The following is a 17,200-nucleotide window of genomic DNA, read 5'->3' as shown; positions in this document are numbered from 1 at the left end:
CGTGTCGTGCACCCGAAAATCTCCGTCTCCCGCCGGTTCGCCACGATCGTCGTCACGGCCTGCCTTGCGATCGGTTCCCTTATCGGCGCCCCCGAGACGGCACTTGCCGCCGCCCCTCAGGTGACTGCTGGAACCGCGAAGAGCGCGAACCTGTCGACGTTCACCCCCGGCAACATCATCGCCGACAGCGTGTTCTTCAACAGTTCGGCCATGAACGCGACGCAGATGGACACGTTCTTCAAGTCCAAGGTCAAGTCGTGCCAGTCGGGGTACGTGTGCCTCAAGGACTATCGGCAGAACACGCCGAACCGGCCGGCCGACCGCTATTGCAACGGATACTCGGGTGCTGCGAACGAATCGGCGGCGACGATCATTCACCGCGTCTCGGTCTCGTGCGGCATCAACCCGCGCGTCCTGATCGTGATGCTCGAGAAGGAGCAGAGCCTGGTGACCCACACGTGGCCGAGTTCCTGGCGTTACGACATGGCGCTCGGACAGGGGTGTCCTGACACCGCTCCGTGTGACCCCGCATATTCCGGCTTCTTCTACCAGATTTACGGGGCCGCCCGTCAGATGCAGATCTATGCGGAGGGCCGGTGGTTCACTTACTACGCCCCGGGCAAGACCTGGAACATTCGCTATCATCCGAACGCATCATGTGGCTCTGCGCCCGTGCGCGTCGAGAACACCGCCACGGCAGCCCTGTACTACTACACGCCCTATCAGCCCAACCGTGCAGCCCTGAATGCCGGATACGGCACAGGGGATGCGTGCTCGAGTTACGGCAACAGGAACTTTTTCCAGCTGTTCAGCGATTGGTTCGGCGACCCCCGCAATGGCCTGACCGTTTCAGGCGCGATTGCTGACGTCTGGACCGCGCATGGGGCGGGCACCGGCTGGATCGGCACGCCCGTCGGGAATATGCGCAGCTGGTCCACGGGCCCCGGGTGGTCTCAGCAGTTCGCCAACGCCGACATCTTCGTGAAGGCGGGTCAGCCCGGCCGCACGGTGACTGGCCCGATCCGCACCGAGTACCGTCTGGTGGGCGAGGTCGCCAGCGGCCTCGGCTGGCCGACCAGCGACAGGATCGCCATCACCGGCGGCGCATACCAGGACTTCGACAACGGGCGCATCTACGAGCGCTCGGATGGACGCGCCTTCGCCATTGCGGCGCCGATGTTCCGACTCCATGAGTCCGTGGGAAATGTCTTCGGCTCATATGGGTGGCCCACGAGCCGCGCCTACCGAGTACCGGGTGGCGCGACGCAGACGTTCGACCGAGGCGCGGCCTATGAGTCTGCCTCCGGTGTCTTCCTCCTCGACGCGACGTGGACGGCCTGGCTGAACTCTGTCGGCGGCACCGGTGGGGCATACGGCATCCCCACTTCCGGCGTGACGGATGCCGGAGACGGGACGCAGCGAGTGCTCCTCAGTAATGCCGTCGCCTTCCGAAAAGCGTCTTCGGTCACCGTCGTCAAGGCGCCCTTCGTGAGCGTGTACGCCGAGCAGGGTTACGAGTCGGGAGCACTCGGTCGCCCGACTGGCTCTGCCTCCGACCTCCCCGGAGGTTCGTCGCAGCAGTTCGCCTCCGGTCAGATCTACTCCTCGCCGGCAGGCACGTTCGCAGTGACCACATTCGCGTCGGCCGTGGCGGCCGCAGGCGGGGTCGAGAAGACCGGTTTCCCTACCGGTCCCGTCGTCGCTTCCAAGACGGCTTCCTCACAGCGGTTCTCCGCCTTCACCTTCACCAAGGGTGCAGCGGGCGCACGGAGCGTTCGCGGCGCGATCAAGACGGCGTACGACGCAACGGGCGGTGCGTCCAGCTTCTTGGGTGCGGCGACTGCCGGAGAGCGTGCGCTCGCAGACGGCTTCGTTCAGGAATTCGACGGCGGGCGGATCATCTGCGCTCCGACCGCACTCGTCGCACTGCCCCGCAGCATGGCTACCGCATGGGACAGTCTCGGAGGGCAGACCGGCCGGCTCGGCTGGCCCGTGGGCTCGTCTGTGGTAACGAATGGAGTGACCGAACAGGCTTTCCAGGGCGGCCTCCTCGTGTCGCCGAAAACGGGCGGCGCGCACGCCATCGTCGGTGCAACGCTGAGCGCATTCCGGATCGCCGGCGGGGTGCCCGTTCTCGGGGCTCCGCTGGAGCCGGAGCAGAAATCAGCCGCAGGCTACTCCCAGCGTTTCGAGCGGGGAGTGGTCTTCGTGCCCTACTCGGGCTCCGCCTCCGCGGTTGCTCTTGACACCTTCAAAGAGTACGAGCGGGGCGGCGGATTGCCTGGATTCGGCTTCGCAACTGGCCCGGCGGCGCCCATTGGCGCTGGGAAGGCCCAGCCCTTCCAGCTGGGATCCATCGCCACGAGCGGATGGGGCACGTCCGCGGTGCGAGGGACGATGTGGAGGGTATTCCAGAGCAGTGGCGGGTACACCGGCCCCCTCTCCTACCCGAGGGAAAGCGAGGCGAAGGTGAGCGACGGCTACATCCAGCCGTTCGTCGGAGGCACGACATACGTCTCGCCGTACGCGCTGGCGGTCACCCGCGGCGTTCTGCATCGTGAGTACTGGAAACTTGGCGGCCCGGAGGGGGAACTGGGGTGGCCACTGCTCAACGAGACGAGCGGCAACGGCGTGTGGCAGCAGAAGTTCCAGAAGGGAACCATCTACCTCTATGCCGACGGCCGCGTCGTCGTTCGCTGAAGGTGGGCGCCATTCGGAACCCTCGCAGCAGCCGATTAGACTGAGGTCACTATGACGCAGGAGCCTGATGCCGTGCTGGTGATCGTGCCAGCCTGGAACGAGTCCCGGAATGTAGGGAACACGGTCAGGGAGATCATCTCGTCGAGCGCCGCCTACCACGTCGCGGTCATCGATGATGGCTCGGTAGACGACACCGGTGATGTAGCAAGAGCGGCGGGTGCGACGGTCCTGCGCCTCCCGTTCAATCTCGGAGTCGGCGGGGCCATGCGGACGGGCTTTACGTATGCGCAGCGCAAGGGATATCGGCGTGCGATCCAGGTGGACGCGGACGGTCAGCACAACCCCGCTGACATCGATCGCGTCCTCGCCGGCCTCGAGGCCGCCGACATCTCCATCGGAGCGCGCTTCAGCGATGTCGGCGACTATAAGGTGAAAGGCCCTCGCCGCTGGGCGATGGTCGTCCTCGCTCGCATCGTGTCCCGCGTCGCGAAGACCTCGCTGACCGACGTCACGAGCGGGTTCCGCGCCGCCAACGAGAAGGCGATCGCGCAGTACGTCTCCTACTACCCCGCCGAGTACCTCGGCGACACCCTCGACTCGCTCGTCGTCGCTTGCCACGCGGGGCTCAGGGTCACGCAGGTGCCCGTTGCGATGCGCCCTCGTGTCCACGGTAATCCCAGTCAGGGACCAATCGGGTCCACGATCTATCTCGCACGATCAGTGATGGCCCTGGGCCTGGCACTTCTGCGTCGGCCGCGTCTCGCAAGCCGCTCGGAGGAGACAGCATGACCATCGCGATCACCGGCGTCATCCTCGCTATCGTGATGCTCGCCGCCGTCCTGGCGATGCTGCTGACCCGACGACTGCGCGAGAAGTACGCGGCGCTGTGGATCGTAATTGCAGTCGCGATGCTCGTCCTAGGCCTGTTCCCCCAACTCCTGCTCGCGCTGACATCGCTCGTCGGCGTGGTCCTGCCCGCGAATCTGCTTTTCGCGATGGCGATCCTCCTGCTGCTCGGCGTTTCGCTGCACCTGTCCTGGGAGCAGTCCCAGGCGGAGGACGAGATCCGGAGGGCCGCCGAGGAGCTGGCGATCCTTCGCGCAGATCACGACGAGGTTCTGAATCGCATCGACCGCCTCGAGCATCCTCCCGCATCCGAACGGCAGAGTATCGATCGCCACGACGAGCTCGATGGCTGATCGAACCGAAGGGCGGGCTGCCTCGGGAGCGCTGCGCTACATTCTGCTCGCCACGGTCATCGCCGGAGCGATCGGCTACCTCATCCAGATCGCCGTTCCGATCTTCGCACCGGATTCCTACCTGCCCTTCGCGACCACGTGGTCGGCGATCTATCTGGTAGTCACGTGTGTGTCCGGCGTCCAGCAGGAGATCACGCGGGCCGCCCGCCCCGATCCGTCCGGCGCGGGCTACCACACCTGGCGCACGTTCACGATCTCAGCCGCCGTCGTGGTGGCTGTCAGCGTCTCGGCGGTCTTCGCTCTCATCGGTCCCCGGGTGTTCCCATCGGACACCGTTGCCTTCGTTCTCATCCTTGTTCTCGCGGCTGGCGGTTACACGCTCGTCGCCGCTCTCAGTGGGGCGCTCTACGGTCTGGCTGCCTGGCCTGCTGTGGCCGGCATGACCGTGTCGGACTCCGCGATCCGACTGCTGACGATAGCCGGGGCGCTTCTCGCCGGAGCCGGGGCGACGGTGCTCGGCTGGGCGATCGCTGCGCCGTTCGCCGTCGCAGTCGCCGGAATGTGGATCTGGACCGGTCGACGGGTGAAGACCAGGCTGGGCCTTGATGTCGAAATCGGTCGCCTGGCTCGAAACTCAGTCGCAACGGTTCTCGCATCGTTGGCGACGGGAGCATTGATCAGCGGACTGCCGCTGCTCATCAATGCCTTTGCTTCAGATGCCGGCTCGGAGCTGCTCGCCGTCCTGATCCTCGCCATCACCCTCACGCGTGCGCCGCTGGTCGTCCCACTGCTGGCACTTCAGGGCTACCTCGTGGTCTCATTCCGTGACCGTGCCGATCGCATAGCATCCATGATCGTTCGCTGGGTGATCCTGGTGCTCGCCCTGGTGGTCGTGCTCGCACTGCTCGCAGCCCTGATGGGCCCTGCGCTGCTCTCCGCGGTGTTCCCCTCCTTCTCGAGCCTTCCCGCCGCAGACCTCGCGCTCATCGTGGTGAGCGCCGGACTGACCGGCGTGATGTGCATCACGGGCCCTGCCGTCCTCGCCGGCAACCGACATGCCTGGTACACCGCCGGCTGGGCAGTGAGTGCGCTGGCGACTCTCGTGACCCTGATGCTCCCATTCGACGCGCACTCACGAGTTCTCACCGCGTTGCTCGTCGGGCCGGTCATCGGCTCCGCAGTGCACATGACCGCCGTGCGTCGAGCGCAGCGTCAAGGGGAATGAACTGCCGGAGCCGGATCAGCGCGGGTCGGATACGAGCGCGCGTTCGAACACCTCGCGCGTCTCCAGCGCGGTTCGCGCCCAGGTGAACTCAGCCGCCCGGGCACGTCCGGCGGACGTCATGTCCGCGACCAGATCCCGATCGGTGGCTACTGCGAGAAGCAGCGACGCCAGCGCGTGGTCGTCCTTTGGATCGAAGTACCGCGCCGCTTCTCCCCCGACGTAGCGGTGCACTTCGATATCGCTGAGCAGTGCCGGAAGCCCAGCGCCCATCGCCTCCAGTGTCGGCAGCGAGAACCCCTCGGCGAAGGACGGGATGGCCAGTGCGGTCGCTATCGAGTACAGTCGGGCGACCTCGTGGTCATCGATCCACCCTCGGAGGTCGACGGAATCGGTGACGCCGAGGGCTTCGACGAGCGGAGCGAGGGGATCCTCTCCTCGGCCACCTGTGATGACGATGCGTGGGCGATCCTCGGGGCGCAGCAGAGCCACAGCGCGAATGAGCGCCGCCCAGTTCTTGTGGGGGCGCCGATTCCCCATGGCGAGGATCAGCGGGCCTTCAGACCCTGCGAGAGAGCGGTCGACAGCGGAAGGTGCCGCTCCCGCCAGCGGAATGACGTCGATGCGCTCCGCCGGGACCCGCAGGTACTTGGCGATCTCCCCCTGCGATGTCGGACTGATGGTGATGATCCGCGCAGCGTTCGCGGCGGCTTGTCTCTCCATCCACTTCACCGGTGCCGTGTAGAGAGGTGTGCTCATCAGCTCGGGGTGGCTCCAGTAGAGCATGTCGTGCATCGTGACGACCGTCGGCATCCGCGTGCGGCGAGGGCCGAGCGTCGCTGGCGCGTGCACGAGGTCGACACCAGCGCGTCGCGCGGCGCGCGCGACGCGCGTCAGCTCACCCCATGCCCAGACGAATCGGTTCTCGCCGCTGATGCCGGATTCGACGATCTCGCCGGGGAACCATGTCAGGTCGAGCTTCGCGCCCTCTCTCGAGACGTAGCCGATGTACTCCCACTCACCGGGAAGCTGCCCGAGAGCGCGATACAGCTCGCGCGTGTAGGTCTCCATTCCGCCCTTGGTTCCGGTGTAGGACAGAAGATCGACGAAGACGCGAGGCACCGAACCAGCGTAGTACACCGCCCCCGCAGAGCTGCGGCGCTCAGGCCACGCGGACCGCGGTCTGCCGACGCCGGATCCTGGTCATCGCGGGGCGTTCGACGGTAGTCCAGCTGATCCACGCGCACGCAAAAGTCAGGACAACGGCGAGCACGTTGTAGAAGACGAAAGCCAGAACCCCGCCATCTAGACCGACGCCAGCGAGCGCGAGCAGCTGCTGCATGGGCCATGCATAGATGTAGAAGCCGTAACTGACGTCGTTTGCCGCTACCCACCTCGGCTGGGGGATGACACTGGAGAGCCAGAGAAGACCGTACGCGAGAAACGGAGACGACAGCTGCCCACCCCAGCCCGGAATAAGGAGGATGAGGCCTCCGGCTATGAGCAGGCAGATCACCCCGATCAAGGCGTTGATGCCCGCGCTCTCGATGATGAAGTAAACCAGAGATCCCCCGAGGAAGAACGGCGCGAGCTTGAGGAACAGGAGGAAGCTCCCATCGAGTCCTGCCGCTGCCACCAGGGGATTCAGAGCGTGTGCGGCAGTGACAAGCGCGAACGCCAGGGCGGCCAGGATGGGGCTCCGCCTGAACCATGCCAGCGCTCCCAGAAGCCAGACCATGACATAGCAGAGAAACTCGTAGAAGAGCGTCCAGAGCGATCCGTTCCACACACCGGGGTAAGGAACATTGCTCAGCGTGGAGCCGATCGTGTACTCATTCATGTAGAGGGTGATGTTGCTCCACACGAACTGTAGCGGCGTCACCGGCGTCTGCAGGTAGCCCTCGAGAGATCCGTACTGCACGAGTGCCGCGACGGGACCGAAGACGAAGGCCGTGACGATCAGGCAGACAACGAACGCCGGGAAGATTCTGACGATGCGATGCAGGAGATAGTCGCCGGCTGACGTGCGCAACCGCGAGCGCGTGATAAGGAACCCGCTCAGGACGAAGAAGCCCGCGACTGCCCAGCCTCCGAGGTTCTCGCCGCGGATGTGCGGTCCCAAGCCGTTGCCCGTCGTGTAGAACGAGTGAGCGAAGAGCACTGTCGCCGCGAGAATCAGCCGGAAGAGATTCAAGCTGTTATCGCGGTAAGGGAACGGCGTTCCACGCAGCACCGCGCGAAGGCTCACTTGAGAAGCTTCCGCTCCGACATCTCCCGCAGCGAGCGCTCGTACGAATCGCCCTCGATGGGCTCGGTGAGCACCCACTCAGCGAACTTTGTGACGCCATCCTGGAAGGCGACCTTCGGCGTGTAGCCGAGGATCTCCCGCAGCTTGGTCGTGTCAGCGATGTTGTGGCGGATGTCGCCCAGACGGTACTGACCCGAGACTGTCACTGGCACCTCGATCCCGTACGCCTTCTGAAGGGCGGCCACGACATCCATCACAGTCGTCGCAGTGCCAGCACCAATGTTGAAGATCTCGCCCGCTGCCGCGGGAACGGTGGATGCGAGGAAGGTCGCCTCCACGATGTCGTCGATGTAGACGAAGTCCCGGCTCTCGAGTCCGTCTTCGAAAACGTTGATCGGCTTCCCCTGACGGATGAGCGTCGAGAAGATCGAGAGGATGCCGGTGTACGGGTTCTTCAGCGACTGTCCTGGCCCGTACACGTTCTGGTAGCGCACAGACACCGCCTCCTTGCCGAGCGTCGGCATCACGGTCATCACCAGCGACTCCTGCATCTGCTTCGTGATGCCGTACACGCTTGACGGGTGAAGCTTCGACTCCTCGTCGGTAGGGATGAGGGTCAGAGCTCCTTCGCCTTCGACGTGCACCTCGAAGTCTCCCGCCGCCATGTCGGCGTCTGCACGATGCGACGGATACACGATGCGGCCGTCCTTCGTTCGGTAAGCGCCCTCACCGTAGATCGAGCGCGATGATGCGATGACCACGCGACGAACGGAGTTCTCTTCATTGGCCAGGATGTCGAGGAGCTTCGCGGTGCCCCCGACGTTGGCGTCGACATACCGGTCGATCTCGTACATCGACTGGCCGGTGCCGGTCTCGGCTGCGAGATGCACGACGATCGTCGCTCCGTCGATCGCGCGACGCAGGTCGTCCTTCGAGGTCACCGTGCCCTCGATCACCTCGGCGATGCCGTCGAGCGAGCGGAGAAGCGGAGAAGTTGTTGACGGGTCATCTCCATGCACCTGCGAGATGAGCGAGTCGAGGACCGTCACCCTGTGACCCGCTTCGACGAAGCGGGCAGCCAGACGCGACCCGATGAATCCGGCCCCGCCGGTGATCAGCACGTGTTCGACCATGCGAACGCCTCCAGAGATGCTTCTTCGGCACGACGTTCGCGCCGGACGCACCGCTCAGATAGCGAAGATGTGCGCCAGAGTCGATTGTAGTCCAGCGCGGTTCCCGTGCTTGAGAACGCCGGGGATCTCGGTGATCGCGTGAAGTCGCGACATCAGACGCAGCTTCGCAGTCCGCCGCGTGCTCGACCAGCCTTTCGCCCGTGCCAACTGGGCCGCCTGCCGATAGTAGGCCCGCTCATCGCGGAACCGACGGCCATCGAGAAGCGTCTTCTGCGACGCGCTCGATCCGTGGCGTCGGTAGGAGAACACCACTTGCGGTACGAACACGAGCGTGCCGCCGTCAAAGGCGATGTCCATGAGCAATGCAAGATCCTGGATGATCGGCAGACCGTCGCGGAAGTCGACCCGCTTCAAGGTGTCGGTGCGGAAGGTGAGCGACGGCCAGTACAGCCAGTCGCCGCGAATCAAGCTCGTCGCCATCTCGACGCCGGTCAGGACCGAGATGCCGTCTGTCGTCTTCGGCGCGAGCACCCGCTGCTTCACACGATCGACGAGCGGGAGTCCCTGTTTCCCGCTCTCGTCGATCACCACTACTCCGGGCTGAATCACGTCGGCGTCTGGCACCCGGCGCGCCGCCTCGCTCACGACGCGGAGGTAGTCAGGATGCATCAGGTCGTCACAGCCCAGAATAGTGATGAAGGGGCTCGTGGCCCGACGGATGGCTTCGCGGTAGTTCTCGGTTATCCCCAGGTTCGTCTCATTGCGGGTGTACTCGATCCGCGGATCATCGATTCCGGCAAAATACGCCGCGACGCTCTCGTCCGGATAGCAGTCGTCTATGACAACCATGCGCCAGTCCTGCACGGTCTGCGCCCTGACGGAGTCCACCGTCGCGTACAGGAGGTCCGGGTCGCCCCAGAACGGCACGAAAATCTCATGAGTCACGCGTCAGCACCCCGTCACTTTGTAGAGCTTCGCCGCGCCCTCAGAATCGACGAGCGTCACGGCATCGGACGCCGCGAGGCGGCGGAGGCCGTCGTACTCATGCTTCGCCCCGTGGACCTCGTCGACACCGAAGTCAAGCACATATGTCGTGCCCGTGCGCTCGACCGCGCTGCACACCACGGAACCCGGCTCCGCGTCGGACAGATCGTCGAGTATGAGCTGCTCATCCTTCGTGAACTCCATCAGCACATGCGGCATCGTCACGCGGCGGTCGGCGAAGGCGTACGCCATGCCCGCACCGGTCCAGCCGCTGCCGGCGATCACGGCACCTTCAGGAACCTCGTCCGGAAGCCTCTTCATCAGCTCGAGTTCGTCCGTGGAGACCAAGCGGGAATGCTCACTGTATGCGTACACGGCCGAAACATACCGAATCGCCTGCTGGTTGGTGTAGAGCTGCCCGCCGAGAAACATGGCCCCCACGACACAGAGGGCCGCGACGGCCGTTCTTCGCGGCCCTCCTGCGCCGGCTGTGACGCGTTTGACCCAGCCCGTAGCGACATATCCTCCGAAAGCTGCGATCGGAACCACGAGCATTGGCAACAGAGCGGCAAGCCGCGGGGAGTTGTTGTACCAGGCCGCGGTGAGGAGATCGCGCAGCGTGGGCCAGGGCATCGCGCTCGCGATTACGTAGAGACCCGCAACGATCACATAGAGCACAACGGGCAGGGCTGTCGACAGCCTCCCCTGCCGGGCGAGCGCCGCCGCGCCGATGATCATGAGCACGACGGGGATCCACGTGACGTTCCCGTATGTCGGCGAGAGCGTCAGCGCCTGGCCGACCGCCTGCCCGACGGACTGCTCGACTGGCCATCCGCGAGCCTCTGCAGCCGGCTTCAGCACCTTCCAGGCCACGGCCGCCACAGCGACCGCGATCACGAAGAGCACGGTGTTGCGTACGAGTGCGGGGCGCTCGGGTCTGCCGAGAACGAACCTGGCGTAGGCGAGGGTCGACGTGGCCAGGGCGAGTACGATCCACGCCACGAATGCACCGGGGTGCGCGATGACCAGCCCGGGCAGCGCGCCGAGCAGGGCGAAGAAGAGCAAACCGCGATGCAGCCTGGTCTCGGACGACCTGAACCCGAGCAGCTCGACCGTCGCCGCGAGAACCGCGGGAAGCAGACTGACCGCGAAGAAGTACGGGTACAGGACGCCGTAATCGATCATCAGGATCGGGAACACCGGGACAATCGCGGCCACGACACCCGCGGTGAGCGTGACAACCCGATGCCGGCCCACCATCACGCGGGTGAGCAGGAGCACGGATGCGGGCCACACCACCGCGGCGACGACGATCATCGTCGCGTTCGACGCGATCATGATGGACGCGCCGCTGATCTCCGCGACGAGCGCGACGAGGGCGTGCCACCCGTCGGGGTAGAACCACAATCCGCCATCAGGGCTCGTCATCGCACCGATCGTCATGGGCGACGCCGAACCCGTGTCCATGATGTAGCGCACGGCGTTGAGGTGGAAGATGTTATCGAAGGTTTGCGAGATGTTGCTCGCGTCACCGACGATCAGGACGAGCTGCACGGTGAGGATGAGGCCCGCCGCGAGGAGCGCCCACAGCGTCGTATGTCCGGACGCGGTAGACGAGTCATCTGCCTTCGCGGCTCGCAGCGCTCTGCAGATGAGGAACACCACAGCCATCACGACGAGCGCGGTGATCCCCACAGGCAGGGCCGTCCATCGCATGCCGACGAGAGGCGTCCACAGTGAGGCCAGAGCGATAACCGTGGCCGACGCGGGGGCGGCGAACGCCCATGCCCAGAGCCCCCGGAACGTGATAATCCGGGCGATCAGGTACCCGGGGACGAGGAGCAGCGCGGCTGCGGTGATCGCCGGGAGGACCGCCGACACCCAACTCATCGATTCCCCTCGGGGAACCGCATCTTTGGATTGAACGTGATTCCCTTGAGCCACTTGCCGAGGAGCTTCGCCCGCAGGTCTAACGGGACACGGCCGCGGTGCAAGCTCACGAACAGACGGGCGCCGAACTCGATGAAGTAGAGGAAGCCACGGTGGTGCAACTGCCAGGATGCTTCGTTGCGAACACCATAGGAGAACTTCCAGAGGCTCTGGCGGTCGACCATTGCGAAGTTCACACCACGGTTGTCGCCCATGTCGTGCACCACGACGCTGTCGAGCACCTGCACCCCGGGGCAGCGCTTCGTAAGCCGCAGCGTGTACTCCCGGTCGTCGAACCAGATGAAGTACTCGGCGTACGGAAGGCCATACTCTGCGATCGCCCATCTGGGGATGAGCACCGAGACGAAGGAGCATGCCGTGACCATGACGTTCTTCTGCCCCTTGACGAGCAGGCGACCCCAGTCCCAGGTCGGCACCGGGTTGTTCATCTCGCAGATGCTTCCATCTGTGAACTTCACGACCGAGCACGCGAAGGGGACGTCGCCGCCGAGTTCGTCGACCGCCCCATCGAAGCCCGAGATCAGTGCGGCCAAGGCACCAGGTTGCGGGTAGCAGTCGTCGTCCATGATCCACACATGGTCCGCGCCGGAAGCGTAACCCCGCCGCATGCCCTCCGCGAACCCGCCGGCCCCGCCGGAGTTGGTCGTCATCGTGACGACCTGGAGGGGCACCGAGGTCTTCAGCGCAGCCAGATACTCACTCGTGCCGTCAGTCGACGCGTTGTCGATGACGAACAACGTCTCCACAGCATGTGTCTGTGCCTCGATCGACGCGATGACCGTCTTCAGCTTCTCGAGTCGGTTGAACGTCACGACGACTCCGGCGACCGTCACCATCCGCTTACCTCTTCCACGAACCACTCCGTCGCATTCTTGCTTCCCAGCAATCTCTTCTCAGCCTTTCGCTCCGTCCGCCAGAGAGCTTCCCGGGCCCTCTCATCGACGGCCAGCTCTGCGACCTTCGCCGCCAATGCTCGGGATGCCCTGTGTACATCGCGCGGGGCGAGCGCCGATGCGGGAACGATGTCAGATTGCGCGCCTACATCGGTTGAGACCACCGGAACGCCGTGCGCAATCGCCTCGAGTGTGGTGAGCGTGAGTCCCTCATTGTGCGAGGAGACGACCAACAGGTGCGACTCATCCAACGTCTCGGGAACCGGGTGTGTGGATGAACGACGCTCGATGCGGTCTGCCATACCCATCGATCTGGCGACATCGTCGACCCAACTCGCGAGCTCACCATCGCCATGCATGACGAATCGCAGCTGGATCCCACGAGAATGCAACCGACGCGCCATGTCCACGAACACCTCGGGGGCCTTCTGCCTGGCCATACGGCCGATGAACGTAACCGTGAAGCGTTCGTCGGGCCGCCGGGGGCGGAACTGTGCATCCGTGAGGCTGACGGTCAAGCCGCCGAGCGGCGCCATCACGATCTTCTCGGGTGCGATCTGCTGAACGTCGGTCATCCACCGCGCAAGGCTCGGCGAGATGACATGGTGCTTTCCGATGCTGTTCGAGACAAGAGCGCTGCTCAACGGGTAACCGCCGCCCCTGTACTCGACGATGTGCGTCGAATCGACGATGGGCAGCCCGGGCCGTGAATGTGCAATCCACGCGAGGCGGTCATAGAGCCACTGGTTGTGGTGCACGACGACCCCTCGCACGTCGAAAGTACGCAGGATCGCTCGCAACAGCGGCTCGACACCGAGCGTCTGGGAGCGCGAAGTGGCCTCCGAGAACGGGATCAGCATCGCGCCGTCGAGCTCCGGCCGTGTGATCCAGGGTTGGTGAGACGCTCTGTTCGTCAGGACGATCGGCAGGAAACCGGCTTCCCGGACGATACGCACCGTCTCGAACGCCCACCGTTCCGCTCCCCCGAGTTCAAACCAGTGCATGCCGATGATCACCGCTGGAACAGCGCCGTCTGGAGCATGCGGCGCCGGCACCGGCCCGTCGATCCCGACTTCCTCTAGAAGGTGCCCCTCGTAATCCTGCCGAGGAACCATGCGATTGAGGGCGCGCGAGTGGCGCAACAGGGCGAGGTCGCGCGCCTCGTCATACATCAGGGGTGCCGCAGCCTTCACACGACGGGCAATACGGCCCACCAGGTCGGTGCGTACTCCACGGACCGGATCGTGACCGAGTACGGCGTCAGCTGAAATGTGCAGGTGTCGAGACGGTTGCGCGATCAGCTCTTCAGATTCGCGTTCGATCGCGAGAGTGTTGCGCTCCTCACGCGGGACCAGACTCCGCATACGGAGAGTGCGCAGACGGTTCCTGTTCTCTCTGGAGAGGCCAGAGAACGTGGTGTCGTCCGTGGTTCGCGGGTGCGACTGCTCGTCACCGTCGTAGAGGTGGATGTCGAGTTCGCGTTCCGGTGCCATCAGCGCATGAAAGTTCAGCGCCCCGACCAGCAGGCGGCGCTCCCGCTCGGATAGCTGCTCCATGTCGAGCCCGTCGATGTCGAACATGGCTGGCAGGCCCTGCACCTGATTGGGGTTCACGTCTTCATGCTTTCTGGGTATCTGACTGTGTGCGCAGGATGAAGGAACCGCGATGGGAGGAGTGGTCGCGCACGACTCACAGAGTCTAGCCTCCCCCGCTTCGCGACCCCTGAACCTGCAGGCTTCCCCCTGCAGGGGCTTCTAAGATGGTCAACGGTGCTCGCGGCCCGTGCGAGCAGACGGAGGTAACCAGCGGTGCTCCACACCCGCACGAACGAAGACGGCAGACTGTCCCCGCCCGGCTCGCGTCGCGGTCTGGCCGAGGTCTTCCGGCACCGCTATCTGCTTTCACTGATAGTCCGCAAAGAAGTGCAGATCCGCTACCGTGGATCCGTCTTGGGCTGGCTGTGGTCATATGTGAAGCCAGTCGTCCAGTTCATCGTCTTCTATTTCGCCATCGGTGTCTTGCTGGGGATGAACGGACGAGTCGAGTTCTTCCCGATCTATCTGCTCGCCGGAATCACCGTGGTGACCTTCTTCAATGAGGCGTTTTCGAACGGCACGCGGTCGCTCGTCGACAACGCAGCGCTGATCAAGAAGATCTACCTGCCTCGCGAGATGTTCCCGATCGCCAGCATGCTGATCGCGGCGGTGAACACCCTGCCGCAGATCCTGGTCGTCATGGTGATCGCGCTCTTCTTCGGCTGGACTCCGAGCGCCCTTGCTGTCATAGCAATCCTGCTCGCGCTTGTGATCGTCGCCGTCTTGGCGAGTGGTCTTGGTCTGCTGTTCGGCTCGATCAACGTGACCTTCCGCGATGCACAGAGTTTCGTCGAGATCATCCTGATGATCGCCGTGTGGGCATCGCCCGTGATGTATGAGTGGACAGCAGTCGCGAATGTCGTACCCGAGTGGATGCTCACGCTGTACCGCCTCAACCCCGTGACCGCGGCCGTGGAGCTGTTCCATTTCGGAATCTGGTATCCGCTCGGCCCGACCAACGCCACGCTTGCCCCGGACATGTGGCTCTACAGCGGGTTTGCCCTGCTCATCTCCGCCGTGCTGCTCATCATCGGACAGCTCGTCTTCCGTCGATTGGAGGGTCGCTTTGCCCAGGACCTCTGAACAATCTTCCCCGCGAATCGTCGTGGACGACGTGCGGAAGCAGTTCCGGCTCCGTCATACGCACTCGATCAAGGAGACCGCGCTGGCAGCAGTGCGCAGACGCCCGCTCAGCACGGAATTCCGTGCGCTCGACGGAGTCTCGTTTCAGATCGGCGAGGGCGAATCCGTCGCGCTGCTCGGGTTCAACGGCTCGGGCAAGTCCACCATGTTGAAGCTCATCTCTGGAGTTCTCTCTCCTGACACCGGGCGGGTGCTGACGCGAGGTAGAATCGCTGGCCTGATCGAAGTGGGCGCGGGCTTTCACCCCGATCTGTCCGGACGCGAGAACATCTTCCTCAATGCGGCGATCCTTGGGATGGGCAAGAAGGAGACCGAGGCACGGTTCGATGAGATCGTGGCGTTCAGCGAGATCGAGAAGTTCATCGACACTGAGGTCAAGCACTACTCCTCCGGCATGTTCCTCCGACTCGCCTTCTCGGTCGCCATCCACACCGAGGTCGACATCCTCCTCATCGACGAGATCCTCTCGGTCGGCGACGAGCCCTTCCAGAAGAAGTGTCTGGCACGGATCCGAGAGCTGCACGCCAAGGGCAAGACCCTCGTCGTCGTGAGCCATGACCTCGACATGGTGTCGAGGCTCTGTGAGCGCGGAATTCTTCTTCGAGATGGCAAGGTCGCGTTCGATGGGCCGAGCAAGGAGGCGGTAGAGGTCATGCGGGCATGAGGTCCAGCTTTCGCAACCCACGCGTTTAGAAGCCATAATGCGTGATATGCCGAATCTCAATCCGTTGACTGTGATTCAACGTGCCGTTGCATGGATGCGACGCGTGAATGCTTCACTCCAGCAGCTGAACGGACAGCAGGCGGAGCTGAAGAGACAACTCGACTCCATCGCGGGCGACCTCTCCTCGCTCACTGCGATGACGGGCGCTGTCTCGGAGACCGTCGGCGAATCGCGGCGCGCCACGATGATCGCAGTTCGACGCCTCAGCTCCATCCGAGCCCGCGTTCGGGTCGTCTTCCTTGTGCACAACGCGACGGCATGGGGCTCCATCGCCGAACTGATCGAGCTCATGCAGCACGACGCGGAGTTCGACCCCGTGGTCGTCAGCATCCCCCACCGGTACTCCGGTGTCGGTCCCGCGAAGGGCGAAGGGCGCACCCATCGGTTCCTGCAGACAGCTGATGTCCCTCATCTGCGGCTCCGCAAAGACCAGCTCGACGAGGCAAGCCAGCTCCTGAGAGCGCTCGACCCCGACATCGTCGTGCGCCAGAGCCAGTGGGATGATGACATCGACCCTGCCTTCAGCGCTGACGCGCTGAGCTGGGCACGTCTCGTACTTATCCCGTACGAGACGATGAACATCATCGAGAACGTACCCGTTGGCGACCCACCGATCAATTCCGCAGTCGACACAGTCATGCACCGCAACGCCTGGCTGGTCTTTCTCGCTAACGAGGAGGCGCTCAATATCGCCCGCGCTGACTCACTCACCGGCGCACTGCAGTTCCGCGCAGTCGGGCACCCGAAACTGGACTACGTCCGAGCCACTGAAGCAGATTGGCCAGTCGAGAGCACCGAGACACGCGCACGCCGTGTCCTTTGGTCCGCGCACCACTCCATCCTCACCGGCTGGAACGACTTCGGCATGTTCCCTCAGGTGCGCGAACAGATGCTCGGTTGGGCGAAGGCGTCTCCCGAGACGGAGTTCGTATTCACACATCACCCTCTCCTTCCCGGAACGATCGAGCGCGAAGGCAGTCCGCTGTCACCCGACGAGTATGACGCGTGGCTCGACCAGTGGAAGAGCCTTCCCAACACCGCGGTCTGGCGAGGAAATTACGCAACTGTGCTGTCCGCCGCCGACTATCTCGTCACCGACGGCCCGAGCATGACGATTGAGGGACAGTTGCTGAACGTGCCAACCGTTTTCATGGAGCGCCCGGACCACATTCCGTTCAACGAGATCGGACGCGAGGTCGCATGCGGTGTGCACCGCGTCCACTCAGTCGAGGATGCACAGAACACGATTCGAGACATCGAGGCTCACGGCAGCGATCCGCTCGCCGAGCGTCAGGCCGCGAACGTGAGCCGTTTCTTCGGAGAGCCGGGCGCGGCCGGGCGCATCCTTGAGGTGATTCGCGCAGAGATCGCTGCGGACCGGATCGTCACCAACCGAGCGTGAATGAAAG

At 64.2% G+C, this 17,200-nt stretch carries 14 protein-coding genes; 7 read left to right on the top strand and 7 right to left on the bottom strand.

Features of this window, described 5'->3' with window-relative positions:
- Positions 1-6 precede the first annotated feature (6 nt).
- From ACIPV2_RS03590 to ACIPV2_RS03575, 4 genes are read left to right on the top strand one after another with little or no spacing between them, the layout of a single operon-like run.
- Positions 7-2,700 carry an LGFP repeat-containing protein gene (locus tag ACIPV2_RS03590; RefSeq protein ID WP_400838595.1) on the top strand — a complete coding sequence of 898 codons (2,694 nt, stop codon included), beginning with the start codon at positions 7-9 and terminating at the stop codon, positions 2,698-2,700.
- A gap of 51 nt (positions 2,701-2,751) precedes the next feature.
- The gene (locus tag ACIPV2_RS03585) at positions 2,752-3,489 is read left to right on the top strand and encodes a glycosyltransferase family 2 protein (protein WP_400838593.1); all 738 of its coding nucleotides are present in this window, start codon (positions 2,752-2,754) and stop codon (positions 3,487-3,489) included.
- Entirely contained in the window at positions 3,486-3,899 is a 414-nt protein-coding gene (locus ACIPV2_RS03580; protein ID WP_400838591.1) for a DUF2304 domain-containing protein, read from the top strand. The genes ACIPV2_RS03585 and ACIPV2_RS03580 overlap by 4 nt, the downstream gene beginning before the upstream one ends.
- Positions 3,892-5,124: a hypothetical protein gene (locus ACIPV2_RS03575; RefSeq protein ID WP_400838589.1), complete on the top strand. Its 1,233-nt coding sequence runs from the start codon at positions 3,892-3,894 to the stop codon at positions 5,122-5,124. The genes ACIPV2_RS03580 and ACIPV2_RS03575 overlap by 8 nt, the downstream gene beginning before the upstream one ends.
- Before the next feature lie 15 nt (positions 5,125-5,139).
- Here ACIPV2_RS03575 and ACIPV2_RS03570 read toward each other — a convergent pair whose 3' ends face one another.
- From ACIPV2_RS03570 to ACIPV2_RS03540, 7 genes are read right to left on the bottom strand one after another with little or no spacing between them, the layout of a single operon-like run.
- Entirely contained in the window at positions 5,140-6,243 is a 1,104-nt protein-coding gene (locus tag ACIPV2_RS03570; RefSeq protein WP_400838587.1) for a glycosyltransferase family 4 protein, read from the bottom strand.
- A 40-nt stretch (positions 6,244-6,283) separates the two neighbouring features.
- On the bottom strand, positions 6,284-7,369 hold the full coding sequence (locus tag ACIPV2_RS03565; RefSeq protein ID WP_400838585.1) for an acyltransferase family protein: 1,086 nt from the start codon (positions 7,367-7,369) through the stop codon (positions 6,284-6,286).
- Positions 7,366-8,502 carry an NAD-dependent epimerase/dehydratase family protein gene (locus tag ACIPV2_RS03560; RefSeq protein WP_400838583.1) on the bottom strand — a complete coding sequence of 379 codons (1,137 nt, stop codon included), beginning with the start codon at positions 8,500-8,502 and terminating at the stop codon, positions 7,366-7,368. Before ACIPV2_RS03560 ends, ACIPV2_RS03565 begins: the two co-directional genes overlap by 4 nt.
- 54 nt (positions 8,503-8,556) lie before the next feature.
- Entirely contained in the window at positions 8,557-9,447 is an 891-nt protein-coding gene (locus tag ACIPV2_RS03555) for a glycosyltransferase family 2 protein (protein ID WP_400838580.1), read from the bottom strand.
- A 3-nt stretch (positions 9,448-9,450) separates the two neighbouring features.
- Entirely contained in the window at positions 9,451-11,376 is a 1,926-nt protein-coding gene (locus ACIPV2_RS03550) for a DUF6541 family protein (RefSeq protein ID WP_400838577.1), read from the bottom strand.
- On the bottom strand, positions 11,373-12,272 hold the full coding sequence (locus tag ACIPV2_RS03545) for a glycosyltransferase family 2 protein (RefSeq protein WP_400838574.1): 900 nt from the start codon (positions 12,270-12,272) through the stop codon (positions 11,373-11,375). The genes ACIPV2_RS03550 and ACIPV2_RS03545 overlap by 4 nt, the downstream gene beginning before the upstream one ends.
- Positions 12,266-13,942: a glycosyltransferase gene (locus ACIPV2_RS03540; RefSeq protein WP_400838571.1), complete on the bottom strand. Its 1,677-nt coding sequence runs from the start codon at positions 13,940-13,942 to the stop codon at positions 12,266-12,268. Before ACIPV2_RS03540 ends, ACIPV2_RS03545 begins: the two co-directional genes overlap by 7 nt.
- 195 nt (positions 13,943-14,137) lie before the next feature.
- Between ACIPV2_RS03540 and ACIPV2_RS03535 the strand changes: the two genes are divergently transcribed.
- From ACIPV2_RS03535 to ACIPV2_RS03525, 3 genes are read left to right on the top strand one after another with little or no spacing between them, the layout of a single operon-like run.
- Positions 14,138-15,007 (top strand): ABC transporter permease, encoded by an 870-nt coding sequence (locus ACIPV2_RS03535; RefSeq protein WP_400838568.1) that lies wholly within the window; start codon positions 14,138-14,140, stop codon positions 15,005-15,007.
- Positions 14,991-15,731, top strand: a complete 741-nt coding sequence (locus tag ACIPV2_RS03530; protein ID WP_400838566.1) for an ABC transporter ATP-binding protein — start codon at positions 14,991-14,993, stop codon at positions 15,729-15,731. Before ACIPV2_RS03535 ends, ACIPV2_RS03530 begins: the two co-directional genes overlap by 17 nt.
- A 46-nt stretch (positions 15,732-15,777) precedes the next feature.
- Positions 15,778-17,193 carry a hypothetical protein gene (locus tag ACIPV2_RS03525; RefSeq protein WP_400838563.1) on the top strand — a complete coding sequence of 472 codons (1,416 nt, stop codon included), beginning with the start codon at positions 15,778-15,780 and terminating at the stop codon, positions 17,191-17,193.
- The last annotated feature ends 7 nt before the right edge of the window (positions 17,194-17,200 follow it).

Source organism: Microbacterium sp. NPDC089987 (genome assembly GCF_044748505.1).
In the GTDB taxonomy this organism is placed as follows: Bacteria; Actinomycetota; Actinomycetes; order Actinomycetales; family Microbacteriaceae; genus Microbacterium.
This window is presented reverse-complemented; position numbering and strand designations above follow the sequence as displayed.

Bases quoted from the DNA above. Each gene is read 5' to 3' on its own strand.
- ACIPV2_RS03585 (WP_400838593.1), top strand. From the start codon at position 2,752: ATGACGCAGGAGCCTGATGCCGTGCTGGTGATCGTGCCAGCCTGGAAC.
- ACIPV2_RS03580 (WP_400838591.1), top strand. From the start codon at position 3,486: ATGACCATCGCGATCACCGGCGTCATCCTCGCTATCGTGATGCTCGCC.
- ACIPV2_RS03575 (WP_400838589.1), top strand. From the start codon at position 3,892: ATGGCTGATCGAACCGAAGGGCGGGCTGCCTCGGGAGCGCTGCGCTAC.
- ACIPV2_RS03560 (WP_400838583.1), bottom strand. From the start codon at position 8,502: ATGGTCGAACACGTGCTGATCACCGGCGGGGCCGGATTCATCGGGTCG.
- ACIPV2_RS03550 (WP_400838577.1), bottom strand. From the start codon at position 11,376: ATGAGTTGGGTGTCGGCGGTCCTCCCGGCGATCACCGCAGCCGCGCTG.
- ACIPV2_RS03545 (WP_400838574.1), bottom strand. From the start codon at position 12,272: ATGGTGACGGTCGCCGGAGTCGTCGTGACGTTCAACCGACTCGAGAAG.
- ACIPV2_RS03525 (WP_400838563.1), top strand. From the start codon at position 15,778: ATGCCGAATCTCAATCCGTTGACTGTGATTCAACGTGCCGTTGCATGG.